The sequence below is a fragment of the Sphingobium sp. TomTYG72 genome (assembly GCF_055394715.1).
Window position 1 is genome coordinate 2,139,862 of record NZ_AP027336.1, and the last position, 22,706, is coordinate 2,162,567.

23 protein-coding genes are annotated in these 22,706 nt (G+C 63.3%); 14 read left to right on the forward strand and 9 right to left on the reverse strand.

Annotated features, from left to right (window positions below):
- Positions 1–41 precede the first annotated feature (41 nt).
- The 3 genes from ACZ5U1_RS10640 to ssb are packed head-to-tail and all read left to right on the forward strand — an operon-like array spanning position 42 to position 2,738.
- Entirely contained in the window at positions 42–296 is a 255-nt protein-coding gene (locus ACZ5U1_RS10640; protein WP_464778373.1) for a FeoA family protein, read from the forward strand.
- Positions 293–2,149: a ferrous iron transporter B gene (gene feoB / locus ACZ5U1_RS10645; RefSeq protein ID WP_464778374.1), complete on the forward strand. Its 1,857-nt coding sequence runs from the start codon at positions 293–295 to the stop codon at positions 2,147–2,149. The genes ACZ5U1_RS10640 and feoB overlap by 4 nt, the downstream gene beginning before the upstream one ends.
- A 25-nt stretch (positions 2,150–2,174) precedes the next feature.
- Entirely contained in the window at positions 2,175–2,738 is a 564-nt protein-coding gene (gene ssb / locus ACZ5U1_RS10650) for a single-stranded DNA-binding protein (RefSeq protein WP_464778375.1), read from the forward strand.
- A 183-nt stretch (positions 2,739–2,921) separates the two neighbouring features.
- Here the strand turns inward: ssb and ACZ5U1_RS10655 are convergent, their stop codons facing one another.
- From ACZ5U1_RS10655 to ACZ5U1_RS10665, 3 genes are all read right to left on the reverse strand, one after another.
- Positions 2,922–3,821, reverse strand: a complete 900-nt coding sequence (locus ACZ5U1_RS10655; RefSeq protein WP_464778376.1) for a UTP--glucose-1-phosphate uridylyltransferase — start codon at positions 3,819–3,821, stop codon at positions 2,922–2,924.
- An 87-nt stretch (positions 3,822–3,908) separates the two neighbouring features.
- Positions 3,909–4,337, reverse strand: a complete 429-nt coding sequence (locus ACZ5U1_RS10660; protein ID WP_464780033.1) for a hypothetical protein — start codon at positions 4,335–4,337, stop codon at positions 3,909–3,911.
- Positions 4,338–4,532: 195 nt separating this feature from the next.
- Entirely contained in the window at positions 4,533–4,706 is a 174-nt protein-coding gene (locus tag ACZ5U1_RS10665) for a DUF1674 domain-containing protein (RefSeq protein ID WP_449474410.1), read from the reverse strand.
- Positions 4,707–4,794: 88 nt separating this feature from the next.
- Here ACZ5U1_RS10665 and htpX point away from each other — a divergent pair, with 88 nt between their 5' ends.
- Positions 4,795–5,727, forward strand: a complete 933-nt coding sequence (gene htpX, locus ACZ5U1_RS10670; RefSeq protein WP_464778377.1) for a zinc metalloprotease HtpX — start codon at positions 4,795–4,797, stop codon at positions 5,725–5,727.
- A gap of 44 nt (positions 5,728–5,771) precedes the next feature.
- On the opposite strand, the gene ACZ5U1_RS10675 is transcribed toward htpX, so the two are convergent.
- Entirely contained in the window at positions 5,772–6,776 is a 1,005-nt protein-coding gene (locus ACZ5U1_RS10675; protein ID WP_464778378.1) for an IS30 family transposase, read from the reverse strand.
- 133 nt (positions 6,777–6,909) lie between these two features.
- On the opposite strand from ACZ5U1_RS10675, the gene ACZ5U1_RS10680 reads away from it, so the two are divergent.
- From ACZ5U1_RS10680 to ACZ5U1_RS10715, 8 genes are all read left to right on the forward strand, one after another.
- Positions 6,910–8,196 (forward strand): RsmB/NOP family class I SAM-dependent RNA methyltransferase, encoded by a 1,287-nt coding sequence (locus ACZ5U1_RS10680; protein ID WP_464778379.1) that lies wholly within the window; start codon positions 6,910–6,912, stop codon positions 8,194–8,196.
- 53 nt (positions 8,197–8,249) lie between these two features.
- Entirely contained in the window at positions 8,250–8,735 is a 486-nt protein-coding gene (locus ACZ5U1_RS10685; protein ID WP_464778380.1) for a diguanylate cyclase, read from the forward strand.
- A gap of 91 nt (positions 8,736–8,826) precedes the next feature.
- Positions 8,827–9,489, forward strand: coding sequence for a ribulose-phosphate 3-epimerase (gene rpe, locus ACZ5U1_RS10690; protein ID WP_464778381.1), 663 nt, complete (start codon positions 8,827–8,829; stop codon positions 9,487–9,489).
- The gene (locus ACZ5U1_RS10695) at positions 9,486–11,255 is read left to right on the forward strand and encodes a heparinase II/III family protein (RefSeq protein WP_464778382.1); all 1,770 of its coding nucleotides are present in this window, start codon (positions 9,486–9,488) and stop codon (positions 11,253–11,255) included. The genes rpe and ACZ5U1_RS10695 overlap by 4 nt, the downstream gene beginning before the upstream one ends.
- A 96-nt stretch (positions 11,256–11,351) precedes the next feature.
- The gene (purH, locus tag ACZ5U1_RS10700; RefSeq protein ID WP_464778383.1) at positions 11,352–12,941 is read left to right on the forward strand and encodes a bifunctional phosphoribosylaminoimidazolecarboxamide formyltransferase/IMP cyclohydrolase; all 1,590 of its coding nucleotides are present in this window, start codon (positions 11,352–11,354) and stop codon (positions 12,939–12,941) included.
- A 114-nt stretch (positions 12,942–13,055) separates the two neighbouring features.
- A complete protein-coding gene (locus ACZ5U1_RS10705) occupies positions 13,056–14,582 on the forward strand; it encodes an NAD(P)/FAD-dependent oxidoreductase (RefSeq protein ID WP_464778384.1) in 1,527 nt (508 codons plus the stop codon).
- A 10-nt stretch (positions 14,583–14,592) separates the two neighbouring features.
- Positions 14,593–15,006 carry a GtrA family protein gene (locus ACZ5U1_RS10710; RefSeq protein WP_464778385.1) on the forward strand — a complete coding sequence of 138 codons (414 nt, stop codon included), beginning with the start codon at positions 14,593–14,595 and terminating at the stop codon, positions 15,004–15,006.
- Positions 14,984–16,813 (forward strand): hypothetical protein, encoded by a 1,830-nt coding sequence (locus tag ACZ5U1_RS10715; RefSeq protein ID WP_464778386.1) that lies wholly within the window; start codon positions 14,984–14,986, stop codon positions 16,811–16,813. Before ACZ5U1_RS10710 ends, ACZ5U1_RS10715 begins: the two co-directional genes overlap by 23 nt.
- Here the strand turns inward: ACZ5U1_RS10715 and msrB are convergent.
- The 3 genes from msrB to ACZ5U1_RS10730 are packed head-to-tail and all read right to left on the reverse strand — an operon-like array spanning position 16,794 to position 19,435.
- Complete coding sequence (gene msrB, locus ACZ5U1_RS10720; RefSeq protein WP_464778387.1) at positions 16,794–17,270, reverse strand: peptide-methionine (R)-S-oxide reductase MsrB; 477 nt, start codon at positions 17,268–17,270, stop codon at positions 16,794–16,796. The two genes, ACZ5U1_RS10715 and msrB, sit on opposite strands and share 20 nt — an antisense overlap.
- 9 nt (positions 17,271–17,279) lie before the next feature.
- On the reverse strand, positions 17,280–18,476 hold the full coding sequence (locus ACZ5U1_RS10725; RefSeq protein ID WP_464778388.1) for an ABC transporter permease: 1,197 nt from the start codon (positions 18,474–18,476) through the stop codon (positions 17,280–17,282).
- Positions 18,476–19,435 (reverse strand): ABC transporter ATP-binding protein, encoded by a 960-nt coding sequence (locus tag ACZ5U1_RS10730; RefSeq protein ID WP_464778389.1) that lies wholly within the window; start codon positions 19,433–19,435, stop codon positions 18,476–18,478. Before ACZ5U1_RS10730 ends, ACZ5U1_RS10725 begins: the two co-directional genes overlap by 1 nt.
- Positions 19,436–19,457: 22 nt before the next feature.
- Between ACZ5U1_RS10730 and queG the strand changes: the two genes are divergently transcribed.
- On the forward strand, positions 19,458–20,507 hold the full coding sequence (gene queG / locus ACZ5U1_RS10735; RefSeq protein ID WP_464778390.1) for a tRNA epoxyqueuosine(34) reductase QueG: 1,050 nt from the start codon (positions 19,458–19,460) through the stop codon (positions 20,505–20,507).
- A 1-nt stretch (position 20,508) separates the two neighbouring features.
- Here queG and ACZ5U1_RS10740 read toward each other — a convergent pair whose 3' ends face one another.
- Positions 20,509–20,667, reverse strand: a complete 159-nt coding sequence (locus tag ACZ5U1_RS10740; protein ID WP_464778391.1) for a hypothetical protein — start codon at positions 20,665–20,667, stop codon at positions 20,509–20,511.
- A gap of 206 nt (positions 20,668–20,873) precedes the next feature.
- On the reverse strand, positions 20,874–21,542 hold the full coding sequence (locus ACZ5U1_RS10745) for an EI24 domain-containing protein (RefSeq protein WP_464778392.1): 669 nt from the start codon (positions 21,540–21,542) through the stop codon (positions 20,874–20,876).
- Between the two features lie 109 nt (positions 21,543–21,651).
- Here ACZ5U1_RS10745 and ACZ5U1_RS10750 point away from each other — a divergent pair, with 109 nt between their 5' ends.
- The gene (locus tag ACZ5U1_RS10750) at positions 21,652–22,656 is read left to right on the forward strand and encodes an adenosine kinase (RefSeq protein WP_464778393.1); all 1,005 of its coding nucleotides are present in this window, start codon (positions 21,652–21,654) and stop codon (positions 22,654–22,656) included.
- Positions 22,657–22,706: the final 50 nt, after the last annotated feature.

Sequence of the window (22,706 nt, forward strand, 5' to 3'; positions counted from 1 at the left end):
TTGATAGTCACTCGCAGGTGATTTCAGCGAGTTTTTCTTCCTTGCGCCTGTCCGAACTGCCGTTGCGCCAGCCAGCCTATGTGGACCTGATCGATTGGGACGCGCTTTCCGCGTCGGACGGCCAGCGCCTGCGTGAATTCGGCCTGTGCGAGGGCGCCAGCGTCGAAGCGCTGCATCATGGCGGTTTGCTCGGCCGGGGTCCGATCGCCTGCAAGGTCGGGCGCATGACCATTGCGATGCGCCGCAATCATGCCGCCGCGATTACCGTCCACACCGGTCCGGCGGAGGCGGCATGAGTGGAATGCCGCTGGTCGCGCTGGTCGGCAATCCCAATGCTGGCAAGAGCGCGCTGTTCAATGCTCTGACTGGCGCTCGACAGAAGCTGGGCAACTATCCCGGCGTCACGGTGGAGCGCAAGGCAGGCAGGCTGTCGCTGTCCGATGGCCGCCCGCTCGAACTGGTCGACCTGCCCGGAACCTACAGCCTCAATCCCACCAGCCCCGATGAGCAGGTGACCCGCGACGTGGTCCTCGGCAAGCAGCATGGCGAGCGCCTTCCGGACGCGTTGGTGGTGGTCGTCGATGCCTCGAACCTCGACAATCACCTGCGGTTCGCGCTGGAGCTGATCGCCTTGGGGCTCCCGACGGTCGTGGCGCTCAACATGGTCGATCTTGCCACCCGTGACGGGCTGGAGCTGGACGCGAATATCCTCTCGCGCGAGCTGGGCGTGCCGGTCATTTCGACCGTCGCGGTTCGGAAGCGCGGGCTCGACCATCTCCGCACCGAACTGGACACGCTGTTCGACGGCAGCGCCAAGGCACGACCTTCCGCAGCTCCGCTCGGCTTCGATGCCCTGCGCAGCGAAGCGCGCAGGATCGCACGCGCAGCCGTGGTTCGCGAAACGCCCTCGCGCCGCCTGACCGCTGCGGTCGATCGGGTTGCGCTCCACCCCGTGGCGGGTCTGCTACTGCTGCTCGCGCTGCTGTTCATCATGTTTCAGGCGGTCTATGCCTGGTCGGCGGCGCCGATCGCCATGATCGAGGGATTAGCCGAAATGGCAAGCACGGTCGTCACCGACGCCTTGCCGGACGGCCTGCTGCGATCCTTCCTGGTCGATGGCGTCATCAACGGCGTCGGATCGGTGGTCGTCTTCCTGCCGCAGATCCTCATCCTCTTCTTCTTCATCCTGATGCTGGAAGCGACGGGCTATATGGTGCGCGCCGCCTTCCTGATGGACGGGCTGATGGCCAGAGTGGGCCTGTCCGGCCGCGCCTTCATCCCGTTGCTTTCCTCCTTCGCCTGCGCCGTTCCGGGAATCATGGCGACGCGCACCATCGCCGATCCGAAAGACCGGCTGACGACCATATTGATCGCGCCGCTTATGACCTGCTCAGCGCGCCTTCCCGTCTATGCGGTGATTATCGGCGCCTTCATCCCGGCGCGCAACGTGGGGCTGGGCATCGGGCTCCAGGGACTCGTTCTCTTCTGCCTCTACATCGCCGGGATTGTCGGCGCGATGCTGGTCGCGCTCATCCTGCGCGCCACCGTCACCAAGGGCGCGAGCGGCAGCTTCCTGATGGAAATGCCCAAATATCAATGGCCGCGCCCGCAGGACATATTGCTCGGCCTATGGCAGCGCGCGGTGATCTTCCTGAAGCGCGCAGGCACGATCATCTTCACATCGACCGTGATCCTCTGGGTGCTGCTCAGCTTCCCCAAGGCGCCGGAGAACAGCAGCGTCAGCCAGGTCAATTATTCGGTCGCCGGACGGATCGCCAATGGGCTCAACGTCGTGCTGGAGCCGATCGGCTTCAACCGCGACATCTCGCTGGCGCTGATCCCGGCGATGGCCGCGCGGGAAGTGGCGGTGTCGGCGCTCGCGACCGTCTATTCGCTCGATGCGGATGAGGATGAGGCAAAGCTGGAACGGAGCCTGGGCGACCGGCTGAAGGATAACTGGCCGCTGCCGACCGCCCTCGCCTTCCTCGCCTGGTTCGTGTTCGCGCCGCAGTGCATCTCCACCATTGCCGTGACGAAGCGGGAAACCAATGGATGGAAATGGCCGCTCTTTATGATCGGCTATCTTTTCGCGCTCGCTTATGCCGCTGCGGGCCTGACCTACTGGACCGCGACGGCAGCGGGGCTATAAGAACCTCCAAAGCATCGGAGGAAATATGGCGGGTTCGGTCAACAAGGTCATTCTGGTAGGCAATCTGGGCGCTGACCCGGAAGTGAAGAGCTTCCAGAATGGCGGCAAGGTGTGCAATCTTCGCATCGCCACTTCCGAAAGCTGGAAGGACCGCAATTCGGGCGAGCGCAAGGAGCGCACGGAATGGCATAGCGTTTCGATCTTTTCCGAAGGTCTGGCGGGCGTCGCCGAGCGGTTCCTGCGCAAGGGGTCGAAGGTCTATGTCGAAGGCCAGCTGCGCACGCGTAAGTGGCAGGACCAGTCGGGTAACGACCGCTACACCACCGAAGTGGTTTTGCAGGGTCCGGGCGCGGTGCTGACCATGCTCGACGGCGCGCCTGGTGGTGGCCAGGGCGGTGGTCGCTCGCAGGGCGGCGGCAGTGATTGGGGCGCCAGTTCGGGCGGCTTTGGCGGCGATTATGATGATTTCGGCGGTGGCAGCGGCGGTGGCTTTGGCGGCGGCAGCGGTGGGCGCTCGTCCGGCGGTGCCCGGGGCGGCGCTGGCGGGCCGAATTTCGACAATGACCTGGACGACGAAGTGCCGTTTTGAGGAGAGCGACCGTGAAACCTTCCCCTCCTGCAAGCGGGAGGGGTTAGGGGTGGGCGCGAGCGAAGCGAGCTTCTGCGCTAGCCTTTGCTATATGACATTGAGGTTGCTCTGGCCCACCCCCGGCCCCTCCCGCTTGCGGGAGGGGAGGTGACGAATGGGGCCGCCTTATTCAGTGAAACACCCTCAGGCAGCGGCAGCGATCGTCGCTGCGCCCAATTCCGCCAGCGCAAACTTGCGGATATGCTCGCCCAGATCTTCGCGTTCCAAAGCCAACGCTAAGTTCGCTTCGATATAGCCAGCCTTTGACCCGCAGTCGAAGCGGCGGCCGTCGAAGGTCACGCCGTGGAAGGGCTGCTGTCCGATCATCGATGCCATGGCGTCCGTCAGCTGGATCTCGCCGCCCGCGCCCTTTTCCTGGGTCGCGAGAATCTTCATGACCTCGGGTTGCAGGATATAGCGTCCCGGCAGAATGAGGTTGGAGGGCGCGGTGCCGGGCGCTGGCTTTTCGACAAGGCCCTTTACCTGGGTCAGCGGGCCGTTGCGCTCGCCGGGATCGATGACGCCATAGCTCGGCGTATCGGCCATCGGCACTTCAAGCGCGCAGACCAGATTGCCGCCCACCTGATTATAGGCATCGACCATCTGCTTGAGGCAGCCCCGTCCCGGCGCACCCTTCATGAATTCGTCGGGCAGCAGGATAGCGAAGGGCTCGTCCCCGACGATGTCGCGCGCGCACCAGATCGCGTGGCCCAGGCCCAACGGTTCCTGTTGACGCAGGAACACCGCGTTACCGGGCGCAAGGCGCGTGCCGTCCAGAGCTGACAGGTCCTTGCCGCGCTCACGCTGCGTCGCCTCGGCCTCGTAGGCCATGTCGAAATAATCTTCGATCGCGCCTTTGCCGCGGCCGGTGATGAAGATCATCTGTTCGATGCCCGCCTCGCGCGCCTCATCGACAGCATATTGGATCAGTGGACGGTCAACGACCGGCAACAGTTCCTTGGGCACGGATTTGGTGGCAGGCAGGAAGCGCGTGCCGAGGCCTGCGACAGGAAACACGGCTTTGCGGATAGGCTTGTAGGGCATGATATTCCATTCTCGCTAGACGCGGGGGAGAGGCTTCGCCCCCCACGCGTCAAAGGTCAAGCATAGCGGGAGGATTACCTCACCCGGTCAGACGGCCAGCAGGCGCTGTGCCACCGTTTCGAGCGAAGAAATCTCCGCATCGAGATGATCAAGCGAGACATGCGTGTGATTGTTCCGGGCATCGCGGCAGGTGAAGCCGCCGGGCGCGGGCTGCTGAAAGCCGCCAATGATGAGCGATCGGAAGCGATCGATCCTCTGCATGTGTCGCTCGATATCCGAAATCTCGGTCAAGGCGCTGGCATTGCGCTTGTCACGCATCGCCACCATTGTCCGAAGCTCGGTCATCAGTTTCGCCATACTGGGGCGCATCCGGGTGCCGACAGTTCGCACGTCGCCCATAGCCTCCCGCATCATGGCGATTTTCGCCTCCAGACTCTGTTCCAGCATCGTCCAGGCACAGACCAGACGACCCACGGCACAGAGCAGCGCCGCATCTTCCGGCGCATATTCAGACACCGCCCTCACCTTTATCTCGGCTATATGATTCACGACCCACCCCCGGCTTGTTTTCTTCCTTTGCCCCGCTGAATCCTGCACGGAAGCAGGTAGCGAAGGCTAGAGGGACGCGCCGCGCCGCTCGCAGCGAGGGCACAGGCCAGCGGAAGACGTGCATAATCAGCGATGAACTGATCGAGGGGCAGGCGCTGAAAATCAAAAATCGATAGCGATTCCCTTGCGTTCCCAGTCTCCGTAGCGGACGGGGCTCAATTCTTCCTCATGGCGCGAGGGAGTGTCGATCGGGTCGGGCGCAGGCACCGGCGGGCTCTTCGACAGATGCGCGGGGGGCTTCACATGCGCGGGACGCTTGCCGTTATATGTTCCCATATCCAAAGCCTTTCGATTGTGGCGCCAAACCGGCAACCCCATATTCATGCATGGTCCGCTATCTGGGCTGCAAAGGAGTGGAAGACAAGTGAGCGGTTTCAAGACGGTGATGCTGTTGTCGGCGATGACGGCGCTGTTCATGGCACTGGGCTATACGCTGGGCGGCAGCGGCGGGGCGATGATTGCGCTGCTGGTTGCGGCAGGCATGAACCTGTTTACTTTCTGGAACGCCGACAAGATCGTTCTATCGATGCATAACGCGCAGGAGGTGGATGCTCGGAGCGCACCCGAATTTTATGGGCTTGTGCGCGATCTGGCGCAGCGGGCGGGCCTTCCGATGCCGCGCGTTTACCTGATCGACCAGCCGCATCCCAACGCCTTTGCCACGGGCCGCAATCCCGAACATGCCGCCGTAGCCGCGACGACGGGCCTGCTGTCCATGCTGACCCGCGATGAGGTTGCAGGCGTGATGGCGCATGAACTTGCCCATGTGAAGAATCGTGACACGCTGATCATGACTATGGTCGCGACGATCGCTGGCGCCATCTCGATGCTCGCCAACTTTGGCCTCTTCTTCCGTGGCGGCAATGAAGAAAATGGCCATGGCAATATCCTCGCCACGCTCATGGCGATCATCGTCGCGCCCTTTGCCGCGATGATTGTGCAGATGGCGATCAGCCGCACCCGCGAATATGGCGCCGACGCCGCCGGAGCGCAGATCAGCGGCAATCCCCGCGCACTCGCATCCGCACTCGCCAAGATTTCCGGCAAGGCAGAGATGATCCCGAACCATGTGGCCGAGCGCAATCCCGCCGCCGCCCAACTCTATATCGTCCCCGTACATGTGAGCGAACTCTTCTCCACCCATCCCGCGACGGAAAAGCGCATCGCCGCGCTGGAGGAGATGGCGGGAGATGTGGGCATGCCGGTGGCTGCCGTGGCGCGGGCCTCGGCGTTGAGCCCGGTAGCGGCGCCAGCGCGTCGGCGGTCGAGTGCGCTTGATCCTTTGGGCCGGGACTGAGATCCGCCTTCTGCCGTCATGCCAGCCTGCGCTGGGATGTAGATTCACGTTTGAAGTGCAACATTTGGATTGAAGCGAGAGAATGCCTCTGCGGGAGTAAGGAAGTCGAGGCATTTTCTTGGCGTATGATTATAGCGCTGTATGGCAGCGAGGATGTCATCGGTGGTGATGGCATCGAGGTTGGTTTTGCGCGGCAGGCTGCGGCGGAGGCGTCCGATGGCATTTTCGACGCCGCCTTTTTGCCAGGGTGAACGGACATCGCAGAAGAAGGTCTGGATACCGATCTGGTTTGCGAGCTGGTGATGCCGGGCGAACTCGGGTCCATTGTCGAAAGCGATGGAGCGTCGGAGGGTTTGGGGCAGGTCGGCCAGCATGTCCGCCAGATGGCCTGCGGTTCTGCGGGCCTTTCGATCCTGTGGCCGGTGGATGATCGTGAACCGGGAGGCGCGTTCATGGGCGACGAGGATGGCCTGGCCATAGCGGGCAAAGAGCATGAAATCGGCTTCCCAATGGCCTGGGCTTTGCCGATCATCGGCGTCAGGAGGGCGCTCGCTCAAGGAGCGGCGATGCTTGATGATGTCGAGCATGCTCCCGCCGGTAGGGACAGGGTGGCCGCGCCTGTGCCGGGCGCGCGGCAGCAGGCGGTGCCAATAATCCTTCTGCGCCGAACGGTGGTAGATGAAGCGGTAGATTGACTCAGGGCTGATGAGGGTGCGACCGTGCTCGCGCGTCAATCGGCCTGCGATCTGCTCGGGGGACCATCCCATCGCAAGGCCGTCCCTCACAAGGCCGCGCAGGTCCGGTTGGCGTTCCAGCTTGAAGCGGCAATCCCATCGGCGCCTGCGTTCGGCAAGCTGCTGGGCGCGGACAGGCTCATAGCCACCGGGCCAGACCTTGGTTCGCACGCTGTTGCGCCGCAGTTCGCGGCTGATCGTAGCCGGTGCCCGCCCGAGATGCGCCGCTATGGCTCTTTGCGATTTACCGCCTGCATGCAGGCGGTAAATCTCGATCCGCTCCTCAAGGCTGAGCTGGCCATATCTCTGTCCCATCGCAACAACACCCTAGCAGGTGTTGCACTTGTTCCGTGAACTCAGGGGATGACGGATCTGGCGGGGACGACGAATGTTGTGGCGGGTGCCAAACGGTGATTACTTTTCCCGCCAATTAGCCTAGGCGCAGGCGATGGCGAAACCTCCCCGACCCACGGATATTCCCGGCCTCCCCGCCCGTCGCGCCGCCTTGCGCCTGCTCGACGCGGTCCTGCGCCGAGGCGATCCGCTGGAGCTGGCGCTGCATGGTGCCGCGCAGGGCCTGCCCGCTCCCGACCGGGCGCTCGTTCACGCCATCGCCGCAGAAACGCTGCGCCACCTCCCCGATCTCGACGCGCTGATCGACGGCGCTACCCGCCAGCCGCTGCCCCCGGATGCCAAGGCCCGCATGGTCCTGCGCATCGCCCTCATTCAGGTGCTGGCACTCGGCACCGCGCCCCATGCCGCCATTGCGACCGCGCTGCCCCTCGTCGATGGCGGCCCGCGCAAGCTGGTTCATGGCGTCTTTGGCACTGTCACCCGCGCCACACCCACCCTCCCCGATCCACCCACATTGCCGGACGAAGTCGTGGCGCGCTGGGAAAGCCAGTGGGGCAGTGACATGCCCGCCGCCGCCGCGCGCGCCTATGCCGTGCGCCCGCCTGTCGATGTCACCCTGCGCGACCCGACAGAGACCGAAAGCTGGACCGAAAAGCTGGGCGGCGAAAGTTTCGCGCCCGGCCATGTCCGCCTGCCCGATCATGGATCGGTGACGGAGCTTCCCGGCTTCACCGAAGGCGCATGGTGGGTGCAGGACATCGCCGCCTCCTGCCCCGCGCGCCTTCTTGGCCAGGGCGAGGGCCGCACGGTGCTGGACCTCTGCGCGGCGCCCGGTGGCAAGACGATGCAACTCGCCGCCGCAGGATGGCAGGTGACGGCCATCGACCAGTCGAAGAAGCGGCTGGAACGTCTGAGCGACAACCTTTTGCGCACCGGCCTTTCCGCCACAATCGTTCAGGCCGACCTGCGCCAGTGGGAGCCCGTCACCCCCGCCGACGCCATTCTGCTCGACGCCCCCTGCACCGCGACCGGCATCTATCGCCGCCATCCCGACGTGCTCCATCGCATCGGCCCGCGCCAGATCGCCGAACTTGCCGAGTTGCAGACGGAGTTACTTAGCCGCGCAGCCCAGTGGCTAAAGCCCGGCGGCACCCTGATCTACGCCACCTGCTCGCTCGAAAAGGCAGAGGGCGAAGATCAGCTCGAAACCTTTCTCCGCACCCATCCCGATTTCAGCATCCAGGGCGCGAGGGCGGCCGAACTGCCGCAGGGCATATCCCCCCATCCGGAGGGCTGGCTACGCACCCTGCCCCAGACGCTGGCCGACCAAGGCGGAACGGATGGCTTTTTCGTTGCCCGGCTTGCCCGCGCGCCACAATGAATTAAGATCAGGCCCAGAAGAACTGAGATCTGGCAACGTCAGAAAGGCATCGCTTGCGCCCGACCGAGCCCCTTGCTCTGAACCATAGCTGGCCGCTCTACGACCTGCACCGGCATCTCGCCTCGGTGTCGCTCGACGATCGTACCGCGCGCGATGATCAAGCACTGGCGGAGCGGGGCATTGGCCTGTGGCACTGTAATCTGGACGACGACAGCCTGTGCTGGACCAGCGGCGTCTATGACCTGTTCGGCATAGAGCGCGGCATGACGGTTCCGCGTCCGCTCGCCACATCGCTCTACCAGCCCGACTCTCGCGAGGCGATGGAACAGCTACGCGCCTATGCCATTCGTCATCGCCGTGGTTTCACCGTGGACGTGGATATACGGCCGCTGGATGGCGGGGAATGCACCATGCGCCTCATCGCCGCCCCGATATTGGAGGGCGCGCATGTCGTCGCGCTCCACGGCGTGAAGCAGTTTTTGCCGCGCGGATCGGTGGCGTCACGTGGCCTGGATCCAACTATTTTCAGCCTGCCCTGAACCGCCCGCCCATGACGGCCGAAAAAGGCTGTGGATAAGGTCGAACTGCGTCGTTGCCCTTGACCCAAGGCGCGGCTAGAGCCGACTGTTGATGACCAGCCCTATCCTTATCTCCCCCTCCATCCTGTCCGCCGACTTTGCCCGTCTGGGCGAGGAGGTGCGCGCGATTGACGAGGCGGGTTGCGACTGGATTCATATCGACGTGATGGACGGGCATTTCGTGCCGAACATCACGATTGGTCCGGCGGTGGTGAAGGCGCTCCGCCCACACAGCAAGAAGCCGTTTGACGTCCACCTGATGATCTCTCCAGTGGATCAATATCTGGACGCCTTCGCGCAGGCGGGGGCGGATATCCTGACCGTCCATCCGGAAGCCGGGCCGCACATTCACCGCTCCATCCAGTATATCAAGTCGCTGGGCGTACAGGCGGGCGTGGTGCTGAATCCCGGCACCCCGGCCAAGATGCTCGATTATCTGATCGATGATGTCGACCTGATCCTGGTGATGAGCGTCAATCCGGGCTTTGGCGGGCAGAGCTTCATCGAGAATCAACTGCGCAAGATCGAGGCGATCCGCAAGATGATCGACAAGAGCGGGCGCGACATTCGCCTGCAGGTCGATGGCGGCATCGATTTCAACACTGCCCCGCGTGCGATCGAGGCGGGGGCGGACGTGCTGGTCGCTGGCACCGCCACCTTCCGTGGCGGGCCTTCCGCCTATGCCGACAATATCCGGAAGCTCAAAGGCGGGTGAGCGACAGGCGGCGCATCCCCAGCCCATCGCTTGCGGATACGGCGGAATCAGAACCAGCCGAAAACGGAATCGAGCAGGGCAAGCGCCTCATCCGCGTCGCGGATGACAAGGGCCTGTCGCTGGCTCAACGAGTCGCCAACCGCTTTTACCTGATGAGCTGGAAAACGCCGATCCACGGACGGCGGCTGAAGGGAAAATATCCGCTCAAATTGCTCGCGGTGCCCGATGACGAGATTGCGGGCGATGCGAAGGCTGGTCAGGCGATCCGGGCCGGTTATTTCCTTTTTCGCGGGCTGAAGCAACCGGTCAACACGCTGGATTTTGACCGTCTGGCCGTCATCCCGGCTTTCGCCGATTATCTGCACAGCTTTGCATGGCTGCGCGACCTGTCATCGGCGGCGACGCGGGAACAGGGCGCGCCCATTGCCGAAGCAGTTCTGCGCAAATGGCTGGACGTGCATGCCGAAACGCCAAGCGAACCGGCATGGCGTGCCGACAATGCAGGCTGGCGGCTGCTCTTCTGGTCGGCCCATGCGCCCCTTATCCTGTCGTCCAGCGATCTGGTCTATCGCTCGCTGGTGCTGAACTGCATCGCACGGACGGCGCGGCATCTGGATCGCGGCGCGGACAAGGCGCCGCTTGGCCTCCCGCGTCTGGTGGCCTGGGGCGGGATCGTCGCGGCTTCGATGCTGCTGCCAGGCGGCGCGGCACGCAAGATTTTCGGTGAGGCCGGTCTCAAGCGCGCCATCGAAAACACGGTTCATGGCGATGGCGGCATTATCTCGCGATCGCCCAGTGACCAACTGGACGCCATCATGCTGCTGGCGATGGTGCGGGCGGTCTATGACGTTCGCCGCGAACAGGTGCCGCCTTTCCTCGCCGAAGCGCAGGGGCGCATGGTTCCCGCGCTGCTGGGCCTCACTCATGGCGATGGCGGGCTTGGCAGTTGGCAGGGCACGGGCGCAATCGACCCCGCCATCATAGAAGCTGTGATCCGGGCGAGCCGCGTGCGGGCACGTCCGCTACGGCAGGCGAGCGATTGGGGCTATCAGCGGCTCGTCGCGGGCACGACCATCGTCCAGATCGATGCTGCGCCGCCTCCGGTCGCCCGACTGGCCGAGGCGGGGTGCGCCTCCACCACCGCGATCGAGATCAGCGACGGGCCGCAGCGGCTGATCGTCAATTGCGGCGGCGCGGCGCTTGAGGGCGCATGGATGCCCGATGGCCTCGCACAGGGCCTGCGCACCACGGCGGCGCACAGCACGCTGGTGCTGAACAACAGCAATTCCACGGCCCTGCTCCCCGACGGCACGCTGGGACGCGGCGTCACCGAAGTCGAATTTCACCGGCAGGAGCAGGAAAGCGGCAGCCGGATAGAGATCAGCCATGACGGTTATGTGCGGCGCATGGGCTATGTCCATCGCCGTCTGCTGCTCGTCAGCATCGATGGCCGCGAAATCCGGGGCGAAGACATGCTGACGCCCGCCGCGCGCCGCCGTCGGCCGGTGAAGCTGCCCGCCGAGCTACGCTTTCACTTGGCGCCCGGAGTAGAACCGACCGCCACAGCCGACGGCATGGGCGCGTTGTTGCGCATCGAGATGGGGCCTATCTGGCAGTTCCGCGCCAATGCCGGGAAGCTCGCCATAGAGGAAAGCCTCTGGGTGGATGGAGAAGGCCGCCCGCATGAGACCCGCCAGTTGGTCATCACCGCCGAAGCACTGCCCGGCGGATCGACCATCGGCTGGCTCTTCAAACGGATGAGCTAAGGCCCCTTGCCCCGAATCCTGTCCTTGCCGCATCGCCCCGGCAGGACTAGAGGGCTGCGGCAAGCCTGAGCGGCACTTCGAACAGCAGGAAGCATCATGTCAGACGTCACCATCAAACGCGCCCTCCTTTCCGTATCGGACAAGTCCGGCCTCATCGAACTGGGTCAGGCGCTGGGCAAACATGGCGTCGAACTGGTGTCCACCGGCGGCACGGCCAAGGCTCTGCGCGATGCCGGGCTGGACGTTAAGGATATTTCCGACCTCACCGGCTTTCCCGAAATGATGGACGGCCGGGTCAAGACATTGCACCCCAAGGTCCATGGCGGCCTGCTGGCAGTGCGCAACAATGCCGACCATGTCGCTTCGATGCAGGAACATGAAATCGGCGCCATCGACCTTGTCGTGGTCAACCTCTACCCCTTCGCCGCCACCGTCGCCAAAGGCGCCGAGCGCGAAGAGATCATCGAGAATATCGATATCGGTGGCCCCTCCATGGTCCGTTCCGCCGCGAAGAACCATGAGAGTGTGGCCATTGTCACCGATCCGGCCGACTACGCCCGCCTGATCGCGGAGATGACGGAAAAGGGCGGCGCGACCAGCTATGATTTCCGTCGCATGCTCGCGGCCAAGGCTTATGCCGCGACCGCTGCCTATGATTCGATGATCGCCAGCTGGTTCGCTTTTGCCGATCAGGGCGTCACCTTCCCGGAGACGCTGGCGGTTTCGAGCAAGCTGGGCGCGACGCTGCGCTACGGCGAGAATCCGCACCAATCGGCGGCGCTCTATCTGCCCCTCGGTCCTTCGGCCAACGGCATCGCTCAGGCGAAGCAGATTCAGGGCAAGGAACTGAGCTACAATAATTATAACGACGCCGACGCGGCGCTGGAGCTGGTCAGCGAGTTCCGCGACGGCCCGCCGACCGTGGTGATCGTCAAGCACGCCAATCCCTGCGGCGTCGCCACAGGCGATACGTTGATCGAAGCCTATGAAGCTGCGCTTGCCTGCGACAGCGTGTCGGCCTTTGGCGGTATCATCGCCGTCAACCGCCCGCTTGACGGCCCGACCGCCGAGGCAATCAGCGGCATCTTCACCGAAGTCGTCGCCGCGCCCGACGCCGATGACGATGCTAAGGCGATCTTTGCGAAGAAGAAGAACCTCCGCCTGCTGCTGACGGGCGAACTGCCTGATCCCGGCCGCACCGGCCTCATGATGAAGAGCATCGCTGGCGGCATGCTGGTGCAGAGCCGCGACAATGGCCGCATTACGCGCGATCAGCTGAAAGTCGTGACCAAGCGCGCGCCCACCGAGCAGGAGTTGAACGACTGTCTGTTCGCCTGGACCGTCGCGAAGCATGTGAAGTCCAACGCGATCGTCTATGCCAAGGGCAACAGCACCGCTGGTGTCGGCGCGGGGCAGATGAACCGCCTCGAATCCGCGCGCATTGCCGCCTGGAAGGCTAAGGATGCCGCTGATAAGGCAGGGTGGAGCGAAGCCCGCACCGTTGGCTCCGCAGTCGCGTCCGACGCCTTCTTCCCCTTTGCCGATGGTCTGCTCGCAGCCGTCCAAGCGGGCGCTACCGCCGTGATCCAGCCGGGCGGATCGATCCGTGACGAGGAAGTCATCGCGGCTGCCGATGAAGCGGGCCTCACCATGGTCTTCACCGGCATGCGGCACTTCCGCCACTGAGACAGGCTGGCGGGGCCGTCCACATGCCCCGCCATGCTTACCTGATCGTTAACCATTCCTTAGATGATTTCCGCCAATTCCGATGATAGAAGTTAGCCTATCGGGGGGCATTGCATGCCGGAAATCGACCAGAATGTGGATGTCGCCATCATCGGCGCGGGTCCGGCAGGCCTGACTGCAGCCTATCTGCTCACCAAAAAGGGCTATTCGGTTACCGTTATCGAGAAGGACCCCCGCTATGTCGGCGGGATCAGCCGTACCGTTGAACTGAACGGATTCCGCTTCGACATTGGCGGCCACCGCTTCTTTTCCAAGTCGAAAGAGGTGGTCGATCTCTGGAACGAGATTCTGCCTAATGACTTCATACAGCGCCCTCGGATGAGCCGCATCTATTATGAGGGCAAATTCTACAGCTATCCGCTGCGTGCCTTTGAGGCGTTGTGGAACCTGGGCGTGTGGCGATCGACGCTATGCATGGCGAGCTTCGCGAAGGCGAGGCTGCTACCCAATCGCAATGTCCGGTCGTTTCAGGATTGGACGGTAAATGCCTTCGGGCAGAAGCTGTTTTCCATCTTCTTCAAGACCTATACCGAAAAGGTCTGGGGCATGCCCTGCAACGAGATGTCGGCCGACTGGGCTGCTCAGCGGATCAAGGGGCTTTCGCTCTGGGGCGCGGTAAAGGATGGGCTGAAGCGCTCGCTGGGCCTTAACAAGCGGCCCAATGATGGCATGGCGACCAAGACCTTGCTGGAAAGCTTTCGCTATCCGCGCCTTGGCCCCGGGATGATGTGGGAAGCCGCACGGGACTTCGTGGTCAAGGGCGGCAACCAGGTGCTGATGGCGCATAGCCTCAAGCAGCTGTCGCACGACCAGGGCACCGGTCGGTGGCAGATGGTCGCTCAGGGTCCCGAGCGCGAGGTGCTGCTGAAGGCGCGTCATGTCATCAGTTCGGCGCCGATGCGTGAGCTGGCGGGCCGAATTCATCCTTTGCCCGCGACGCTCGGCAATGCGATGGAGCTTAAGTATCGCGATTTCCTGACCGTGGCGCTGATGATCAGGTCGGAGGATCTGTTTCCCGACAATTGGATCTACATCCATGATTCGAAGGTTCAGGTCGGCCGCATCCAGAATTTCCGCAGCTGGTCTCCGGAAATGGTGCCCGATCCGTCGCTGGCCTGCGTCGGGTTGGAATATTTCTGTTTCGAGGGCGACGGGCTGTGGTCGTCCAGCGACGATGCTCTGGTCGAACTCGCCAAGCGCGAAATGGCAATGCTGGGGCTGTGCGATCCTGCCGATGTGGTCGGGGGAGCGGTCGTCCGTCAGGAAAAAGCCTATCCCGTCTATGATGATGATTATGCCGCCAATGTGCTGAAGATGCGGACGGAACTTGAGCAGCTCTACCCGACGCTGCATCTGGTCGGCCGCAACGGGATGCACCGCTACAATAATCAGGATCATGCGATGATGACCGCCATGCTGACGGTGCGGAACATCGAAGCTGGCGAGCGACAGTTCGACATCTGGGCGGTCAATGAGGACGCCGAATATCATGAAGCCGGCGAGGAAGGCGAAGAAGCAATCGGGCAGAATGCGGCTCTGGGGAGCGTGCGGCGGGTGCCCGGCCGCCTGAAGGCCGCGTAAACCGGCAGTCATGGCATTGATGAACCTTGGCCATCTGACCAGCGCCTTAACCGTCCGCTTCACCATAGTCCGTTATCTGCTGGCCAGCCTGTGCGCGCTTTGCGGCGACATGCTGCTGTTCCTGGCGTTGCTGCGGTTCGATGTGCCGCCCACCATGGCGGGCGCCATCGGCTATGCATCGGGCCTGCTGCTGCATTGGCTGATCAGTGTTAGGTTCGTTTTTCCTTCGGCTGTCGGCCCGACGAACCGGCAGCGTCTGGGCTTTGCCGTCAGCGCGGTAGTCGGCATCGCCGTGACATCCGGCCTGATCAGCGTTCTGGGAGCCGCCGGAATGGCTCCGGCGCTTGCCAAGCTGTTCGCCATCCCCGCAAGTTTTCTATCGGTATATGCGATCCGGAAATATGGCGTCTTCGCCGCTCGCTAAGATCCGCACGGGGTTCACCCGCGACATTGGGGGGGCAGCCACCCCCCGTGCCCGCTGGCTCGTCCTTGCCTGGATTTGCTGTTCCATCATCTTGTTGTGGCTGGCGCGCGACCAGCTAGACATTTTGGGCTTTCGTGATCCGGATGACGCAATGCGCCTTCAGCAGGTGCGCGACTGGCTCGACGGCCAAGCCTTTCTCGATGTCAGTCAGCATCGGGTGAACCCGCCCTTTGGCGGACCCATGCATTGGTCGCGGATCGTCGATATGCCGATCGCGGCGATAATCCTGCTGCTGCGGCCGATCCTGGGCGGCCACTTAGCCGAAGTGGTCGCCTGCTCGACAGTTCCACTGCTGTCCTTGGGTGCGTTGGCATGGGCACTGCATGTTGCTGTTGTTCGCATTGCTGGCAAACCGGCGGCGATACTTGCGCCGATATTGCTGCTGACGACGCCGACCATCCTCGTGCAGTTCGGGGCGTTGCGGATCGATCACCATGGCTGGCAGATACTAATGGCGACGATCGCCCTTGCCGGTATCATGGATTCGCGGCCAGGGCGCGGCGGCGTGGTTGCGGGTGCCGCCATGGCCGTTTGGCTACAGATTTCGAGCGAAGGATTGCCCTATGCCGCCCTGTTCGCAGCTACGTTGGCGCTGCGCCAGTGGCGAGATCAGGATGAGACGCGCCGCTTTGTAGCCTACGCGCTGACCTTGGGCACGGTCGGGTTGCTGTTGCTGGCCGTCCTGCGGGGCACGACTCCGCTGATGCACGCGCAATGCGATGCCCTTTCAGCGCCCTATATCTGGCCATTGATCGCCTTTGCGGTCGTAACCCCGATTGTCTTCCGCATCGCCACCCCGATTTCCGCGACTGGGCGGTTCGCCGCCGCCGGAACCGGCGCATTGGCCGCCGCTGCGCTGTTCATCATAACCGGCAAGTCTTGCCTGACTGGCGATCCTTTCCAGTCGTTGGGACCCGTCGCCTACAAACTCTGGTATTTGCAGGTCATGGAGGGCCGCCCGATCTGGGAACAGGGTCGCTCGATAATGGGGCTCATCCTGCTGCCCCCGATCGCAGGACTGGCCGGGTCGATCATGGCGGCGCGAATTGCCGATACGGCCAAGGCGCGCGACCGCTGGCTGACCGTGGCGTTCCTTTTGACCGGATCGACGCTGGTCGCCATGCTTGTGATGCGGGCGATGTCGGTCGCTCATGTGGTGGCGCTGCCGGGGGTCGCCTGGCTGATGTTGAGGCTATTCCGCCGGGCGCAACAGAAAACCGCGACGATCCCGAGGGTGTTCGCGTCCTCGGCGGTCGCCTTGCTCACACCAGCGGCCTTGTGCGCGCTCTGGATCGCAGCGACGGCGAGCGCGGAGAAAGAGGAGAAATCGCCCACGCCTGCGGGTGAATGCCGCACTGCCGCAGCGTTGAACCCGTTGCGGCAACTGCCCCGATCGACGCTGTTTGCTCCACTGGATATCGGCCCCGACATTTTGATCCGCACCCCCCACAACGTCATCGGCACGGCCCATCACCGGAATGCGGCCGGGATCACGGCGGTGGTCGAGGGCTTTACGGCATCGCCAGCGAAGGCGCGGGCTATTCTGACGGCTTTGAATAATGGCAAGGGGCCAGACTATCTGGTGACCTGTCCCAGCCTAAATGAGTTCAGACATTATGCTCAGGAGCATCCGGGCAGCTTGGCAATGATTTTGGACAAGGGTGGACATCCCGACTGGTTGAAGCCGGTCAGGCTTCAGGGGATGACGTCCTTGCGTGTCTACAGGATCATGCCGCCGAAAAACTGAGCGCCACGCCGTTCATGCAATAGCGCTTGCCCGTGGGCGGCGGTCCATCGTCGAACACATGGCCCAGATGGCCACCGCATCTGGCACAATGAACCTCAATCCTTGGATAGAGCAGAGTCATGTCCCGCGATGTACCGATCGCACGGGGCAAGGGCGCCCAAAAGCTCGGCCAGCCCGTGCCGCTGTCGAATTTGGTCTTCGAACTGAACAAGGCCTGGCCGCACCCCGCGCATTTGAAGATTCCGGCGCGATGTTCCTTGTTCAGCGGACTGGTGAAGGGATGTTCAGTGGCATGCTTGCGCAGCACCTTATAGGCAAGTGGGCTTAGGCGCTTGCGCCACTCAGCATCGGTCAGAGCAAAGGGATAAGCGGCGGCAGCCTCTTCCATGCCCAATCGCCAGAAGGCGAGAGCGGCTACTGCACAGGCGCTACTTTTGAGAAGGTCCCGCCGGGTCATTCCATCTGCCTAGCCGATCGAGGCTGAGCGCCGCCTGAACCATTTCCGGCTGCTGCCCTGACCTGATTTAAGCACATGTCGGCGGAACAGCCAGACGCCCAGACGGATGATGGCGGCAACCCAAATCGCCTGCCAGATGATAGCAAGAATATGGGGCCACAGCGCCGTGTCCTGAGCCGCCCGTGCGATCATCGCGAATGGTGAGGAGAAGGGGAAGATGATCGCGGCAATCTCTGGAGCGGAGCCCATATGATCGACCGCGTAGGTCGCGAAGAAGAAGACGCCCATCTGCGCCATGGTGACGGGCATGTTGAGCGTCTGCACCTCCCGCACGGTTGCGGCCTGTGCGCCGATGCCCAGGAATAACGAGCCCAGCAAAGCATAGGCCATGGTGAAATAGACGCCGCCAAGCAGCAGGAACATGGGCCATCCGACGGCAGGGGTAGGCGGCGCAATGTTAGGACCTGCGAAAATCCGGACGCCCAGGACGACCCCCGCCCCCCAGAAGCCGATGCCGACGAAGCTCATACCGAGCATGGCGATGAGCTTGCCCAGGAAAACGGAGTCGATCGGGACGGCGGCAGCGAGGATTTCGATCACCTTGTTGGTTTTTTCCTCCACAAGGTTGGACAGAACCATGCCCGCGAGAAGCATAGTGAGCAGGAATATCAGGACTTGCGCGGCCCGGCCCGTCAACAGTCGCGATTGCGCCTCGGCGCCCGCGCTGGCTGTAACAAGCTGCTTCTCGATCCGTACATGAGGCAGGCTCTCGCCAGCGACGGCCGCGCTAGCGAGCAGGCTGATATCGCCTTCCAGCATGGCGAGATCGTCGGCTTTGCCGGTGAGCACAGGATGGGTAATCGTGCCCGACACGATGGCGATGAAGCGGGCGTCGCGTCGCATAAGCAAGGCGCGCGGCGCTCCCTTGGGCGCGCGTTGCAGGCGAGGAAGGTTGTCCGCCCCCAATCGGGCGGCCAGAACCTCATGGGCACGTTCCATGCGCACCGCATCTTCCTTCGCCATGGCGATGCCGACGGTGGGGCGCAGGCTTTCAGTCGTGATCTTTTCACCCAGGCCGCCAAATGCCATGCCGATCACGACCGGGAACAAGGGGCCGAGCAGGAACAGGATGAAGGTCTTTGAAAAGATAACGGCGGAAAAATCGCGGCGGGCGATAACCAGAGCCGCGCGCAGAACTTCGCTCATCAGGCGGCCTCCTCTTCCGCATCCTGCATCTGCTGGGCAGCGGCGGCACCCGCGATGGAGACGAATGCGTCATGCAGGCCGGGCCGTTCGATCGAGAGACTTTCGATGCCCGCCTGCCCGTCAAGCAAAGCACGGAGCAGCGGTTCGATCCCCTCATCCGGCAGATCAAAATGCCATGCGCCATCGGCCGCCAGCGTTTCAGCAGGCAAGGCACGGCGCCAGCTGCCATCGCTTGCGCGGGTCCTCAGGCGAACCTGCGGTCGCAGCTTGTCGCGCGCCTCACCCACTGATCCTTCGAACCTGATGCGGCCGCCCGCGACGATGGCGATGCGTTCACAGAGGCGTTCGGCATGCGCGATGACGTGGGTGGAAAAGAGAATGGTGACGCCCCGCCGCGCCTGATCGCGGATCAAAAGCTCCAGCTTGCCCTGATTGATCGCGTCGAGCCCGGAGAACGGTTCATCGAGAACTATCAGCCGAGGTTCATGGATGATCGTGCCGAATAGCTGAACGGTCTGCGCCATGCCCTTCGACAGTTGACGGATCGGCTTGTCGATCGAGCTGCCCATGCCATGTTCGGCAAGCATTTCTCGTGCGCGCTGCCGCCCCGTTTTTAGCGGCAGCCCACGCAGTGCACCCATGAATGCGATCGCTTCCGCCGCCTTCATCGAGGGGTAGAGTCCCCGCTCCTCGGGCAGATAGCCGATGGCCCGCGCCTGACGAAGCGGGACTTCATCCCCCAGCAATCGGCGAGAGCCTTCGTCGGGATCGATGATGCCGAGCAGCGTGCGGAGCAAAGTCGTCTTGCCCGCGCCGTTAGGGCCGAGAATGCCGTAAATGGAGCCCGTGGGAACGGCGAGGTCGATGCCATCGACTGCCCGGAATTTGCCGAATGTCTTGACAAGAGCATGGCCTTCGACGGCATAGGCCGAAGGGGGAGCCGGATTGTTACGGATCATCCACTCCTGATAGTCGCACAGCATGCCAACGCAAACCGAAACCTTGGAACAGCGCCTGAAGGCGCAAGCGCAGCAGCTGGGCTTTGCCGCATGCGCCATCGCGCGCGCGGACGCCGCGCCTGAGGCCGGGCGGCGGCTGCGCCAATGGCTGAATGATGGGTGCCATGGCGAGATGCTGTGGATGGAGGAGCGCGCCGAACAGCGCGGTTCGCCAAACGCGCTGTGGCCCGACGTACGCAGCGTCATCATGCTAGGGATGAGCTATGCTCCGGGCCGCGACCCGCTGGCGCTGGCGGAGGAAGGGGATCGTGGACGCATTTCCGTGTACGCACAGGGGCGCGACTATCATGACGTCGTGAAAAGGGGTTTGAAGAGCCTTGCTCGCTGGCTGGTCGAGGAGCAGGCGAGCGCGCTTAAGGTCTTCGTGGACACCGCGCCGGTGATGGAAAAGCCGCTGGCGGCGGCGGCGGGTCTGGGCTGGCAGGGGAAGCACAGCAATCTCGTCAGCCGGGCGCACGGCAGCTGGCTGTTCCTGGGCGCGATCTATAGCGAGCTGGCCCTGGAACCCGACCAGCCCGAAGCAGATCATTGCGGCAGTTGCACGGCCTGCCAGTCGGCCTGTCCCACCGATGCATTTCCCGCCCCCTATGTCGTGGATGCGCGGCGGTGCATCTCTTACCTGACCATCGAACATAAGGGGCCGATCCCGCCCGAGTTTCGCGAGAAGATCGGCAATCGCATCTACGGCTGCGACGATTGTCTGGCGGTGTGTCCGTGGAACAAGTTCGCTGATGCGGCAGCGGCAAACGGGGCGTTTATCGGACGGGCCGAACTGGCGGCGCCTGAAATTGGCGACCTGCTGGCTTTGGATGACGCGGCGTTTCGGGAGGTTTTCTCAGGTTCGCCGATCAAGCGGATCGGGCGCAACCGGATGGTCCGCAACGCGGCGATAGCGGCAGGGAACAGCGGGAACCCCGGCCTGCTGGCGCGATTGCACCCATTGCTGAGCGATGACGATCCTGTCGTGGCGGAAGCGGCGGCGTGGGCCGTGGAACGGCTGTCGGCGTCGTGACCTACCGCCCCAGCGCTGAAGCGCAGGCGCCCGGATCCGTATCGATGCCGGCGGGGGTGCGGGCGTCGACATGGGTGACGACAGGCTCCTTGCCGCGAGCCGGTGCATAAAGATAGGCGTCCAGGACGCAGCGCCCGTTAGCGAACTGGAGCTTACGCATGCTGCTTTCCCGGATATCAAGCCGAGGCGTACCGAATTGCTGGACAAGGTGGCGCGCGTCCATTCCCATGAGCGGACCCGATTTCATGAAGGCGCTGGCGGGCGGACCAACTGGAGACGAGCGCATCGGCGCAGGCGGCACAATCGACCCGCCGCAAGCTGCCAGTGGCAGCGCAAGCAAGACCGAAAGGATATGTTGGGGGGCTTTCATCGTGACTTGTTCCGGACGCCATGCAGCATGTGCACCGCCATAGCCGCGCTCCAAACGGGCGCAAGCAAGTTGATGAAGGGAATGAGGAACAGAAGCGCCGAAACGAGGCCCATGAGCCACCGGTCGAGGCGGGGGATCGGCAAAAGCCCCGGATGCCGCTGTTCCACCATATCGCTGAGGTCGCGACCGAGGAGATAGGCGTTAAGCGCCAGGAAGAGCAGGACCGTGCCGACGCCGGTGACCAGAAGAAGAAGGTAGACGGGCAGCGCCAGCAAGTTCCAGCCCGCCGTTCGCGCGGCCGAAGCGAGGGCAAGCCGCAAGCTGGGCGTTAAGCCCAGAGGCCGCGCGGCGGCTGCGGCGGCGGGATAGCTGTCCCGTTCGACCGCAGCCACGATGTCGTCGGCGAACAGGTTCATGACTGCCATGGCGATGGTCCGGAAGAGTAGCCATGCAAGCGCGGCGAGGCTCATAGCCGTCACAGCGGCTTCCGCCAGGCCACCTCCACTCCAGCCGAAATATGCGCGCATTGCGTGGACTGCTGTCCAAAGACCCAATCCGGCCAGCGCGAAAATCAGCAGCGTCAACATGAGGGTCTTGGCCAACAGGCGCAGAGCAGCCCGATGGAAGATGACGGGAAAGGCACGAAGGGCGGGGGCGATCACCATTAGGCACGCTATTCCGCGCTCTGCACGCATGGTCAATCTGCAACGTTGCACGCAGCAGCGCGGCTCGATAGACACGGCGCGATTTTGAGCCTTTGAGTAAGGATATCGCGTGACCGCTGCTGCTGCCCCCTCGCTAGATGTTGTCGCGATCGGCAATGCTATTGTCGACGTGCTTGCTCCCAGCGATGACGCGTTCCTTGCCGAACATGCGCTGACCAAGGGCGGCATGCAGTTGATCGACGCGGAGACGGCCGAGGCGCTCTATGCCGATATGGGCGCGGGTAAAGAGGTCAGCGGCGGATCAGCGGCGAACACGCTGGCTGGCCTCGCGGCACTGGGCAAGCGCTGCGCCTTCATCGGGCAGGTGCGCGACGACCAGTTGGGCGATGTGTTCACCCATGATGTGCGCGCCCTCGGTATCCGCTATGACACGCCAGCGGTGGGGGGCGAGGTGCCCACCGCGCGCTGCCTGATCCTGGTGACGCCGGACGCTCAACGCACGATGAACACCTTTCTGGGCGCATCGCAGTTTCTGCCGGAATCAGCGCTTGATCTCGACCTGATCCGTTCGGCGTCGATCCTCTATCTGGAAGGCTATTTGTGGGATCCTGAACAGCCGCGTGCTGCCATGCGCGCCGCGATCGATGCCGCGAAAGGGGCGGGCCGTAAGGTTGCCTTCACCTTGTCCGATGGCTTCGTCATTGAGCGGCATCGGGATGATTTCGTGCAACTCATCGACCAAGGGTTGATCGACATCCTCTTTTCCAACGAGCATGAAATTCAGTCGCTGGCGCAGATCGATGATTTTGACAAAGCGGTGGCGTCATTCGCTGGACGCGTGCCAGTGCTGATATCGACGCGCAGCGAAAAGGGCGCGATCGCTGTGGTGGACGGCGTTCGCTATGAGGTGCCCGCGGCGCCTGTTGCACAGGTGATCGACACCACGGGTGCGGGCGACCTGTTCGCCGCAGGATTCCTTGCCGGTCATATCGAGGAACTGGACGTGCATCACTGCCTCGAACTGGGCGCAGCAGCCGCAGCCGAAGTGATTTCCCATTGGGGGGCGCGGCCCGAGCAGGACCTGAAGCTGATCCGGGCGAAGCTGGGGCGGTAAGACGGCGGAACGCTCCCCCACGTCGACCGGGGAAATCTAAGCCGCCTAAG

Coding starts and splice junctions, on each gene's coding strand:
- purH (WP_464778383.1), top strand. CDS start 11,352: ATGTCAGACGTCACCATCAAACGCGCCCTCCTTTCCGTATCGGACAAG.
- ACZ5U1_RS10725 (WP_464778388.1), bottom strand. CDS start 18,476: ATGAGCGAAGTTCTGCGCGCGGCTCTGGTTATCGCCCGCCGCGATTTT.
- ACZ5U1_RS10680 (WP_464778379.1), top strand. CDS start 6,910: ATGGCGAAACCTCCCCGACCCACGGATATTCCCGGCCTCCCCGCCCGT.
- ACZ5U1_RS10705 (WP_464778384.1), top strand. CDS start 13,056: ATGCCGGAAATCGACCAGAATGTGGATGTCGCCATCATCGGCGCGGGT.
- ACZ5U1_RS10710 (WP_464778385.1), top strand. CDS start 14,593: ATGGCATTGATGAACCTTGGCCATCTGACCAGCGCCTTAACCGTCCGC.
- ACZ5U1_RS10740 (WP_464778391.1), bottom strand. CDS start 20,667: ATGCGTAAGCTCCAGTTCGCTAACGGGCGCTGCGTCCTGGACGCCTAT.
- ssb (WP_464778375.1), top strand. CDS start 2,175: ATGGCGGGTTCGGTCAACAAGGTCATTCTGGTAGGCAATCTGGGCGCT.
- ACZ5U1_RS10655 (WP_464778376.1), bottom strand. CDS start 3,821: ATGCCCTACAAGCCTATCCGCAAAGCCGTGTTTCCTGTCGCAGGCCTC.
- ACZ5U1_RS10715 (WP_464778386.1), top strand. CDS start 14,984: ATGGCGTCTTCGCCGCTCGCTAAGATCCGCACGGGGTTCACCCGCGAC.
- msrB (WP_464778387.1), bottom strand. CDS start 17,270: ATGACCCGGCGGGACCTTCTCAAAAGTAGCGCCTGTGCAGTAGCCGCT.
- ACZ5U1_RS10730 (WP_464778389.1), bottom strand. CDS start 19,435: ATGATCCGTAACAATCCGGCTCCCCCTTCGGCCTATGCCGTCGAAGGC.
- rpe (WP_464778381.1), top strand. CDS start 8,827: ATGACCAGCCCTATCCTTATCTCCCCCTCCATCCTGTCCGCCGACTTT.
- feoB (WP_464778374.1), top strand. CDS start 293: ATGAGTGGAATGCCGCTGGTCGCGCTGGTCGGCAATCCCAATGCTGGC.
- ACZ5U1_RS10745 (WP_464778392.1), bottom strand. CDS start 21,542: ATGGTGATCGCCCCCGCCCTTCGTGCCTTTCCCGTCATCTTCCATCGG.
- ACZ5U1_RS10675 (WP_464778378.1), bottom strand. CDS start 6,776: ATGGGACAGAGATATGGCCAGCTCAGCCTTGAGGAGCGGATCGAGATT.
- ACZ5U1_RS10665 (WP_449474410.1), bottom strand. CDS start 4,706: ATGGGAACATATAACGGCAAGCGTCCCGCGCATGTGAAGCCCCCCGCG.
- queG (WP_464778390.1), top strand. CDS start 19,458: ATGCCAACGCAAACCGAAACCTTGGAACAGCGCCTGAAGGCGCAAGCG.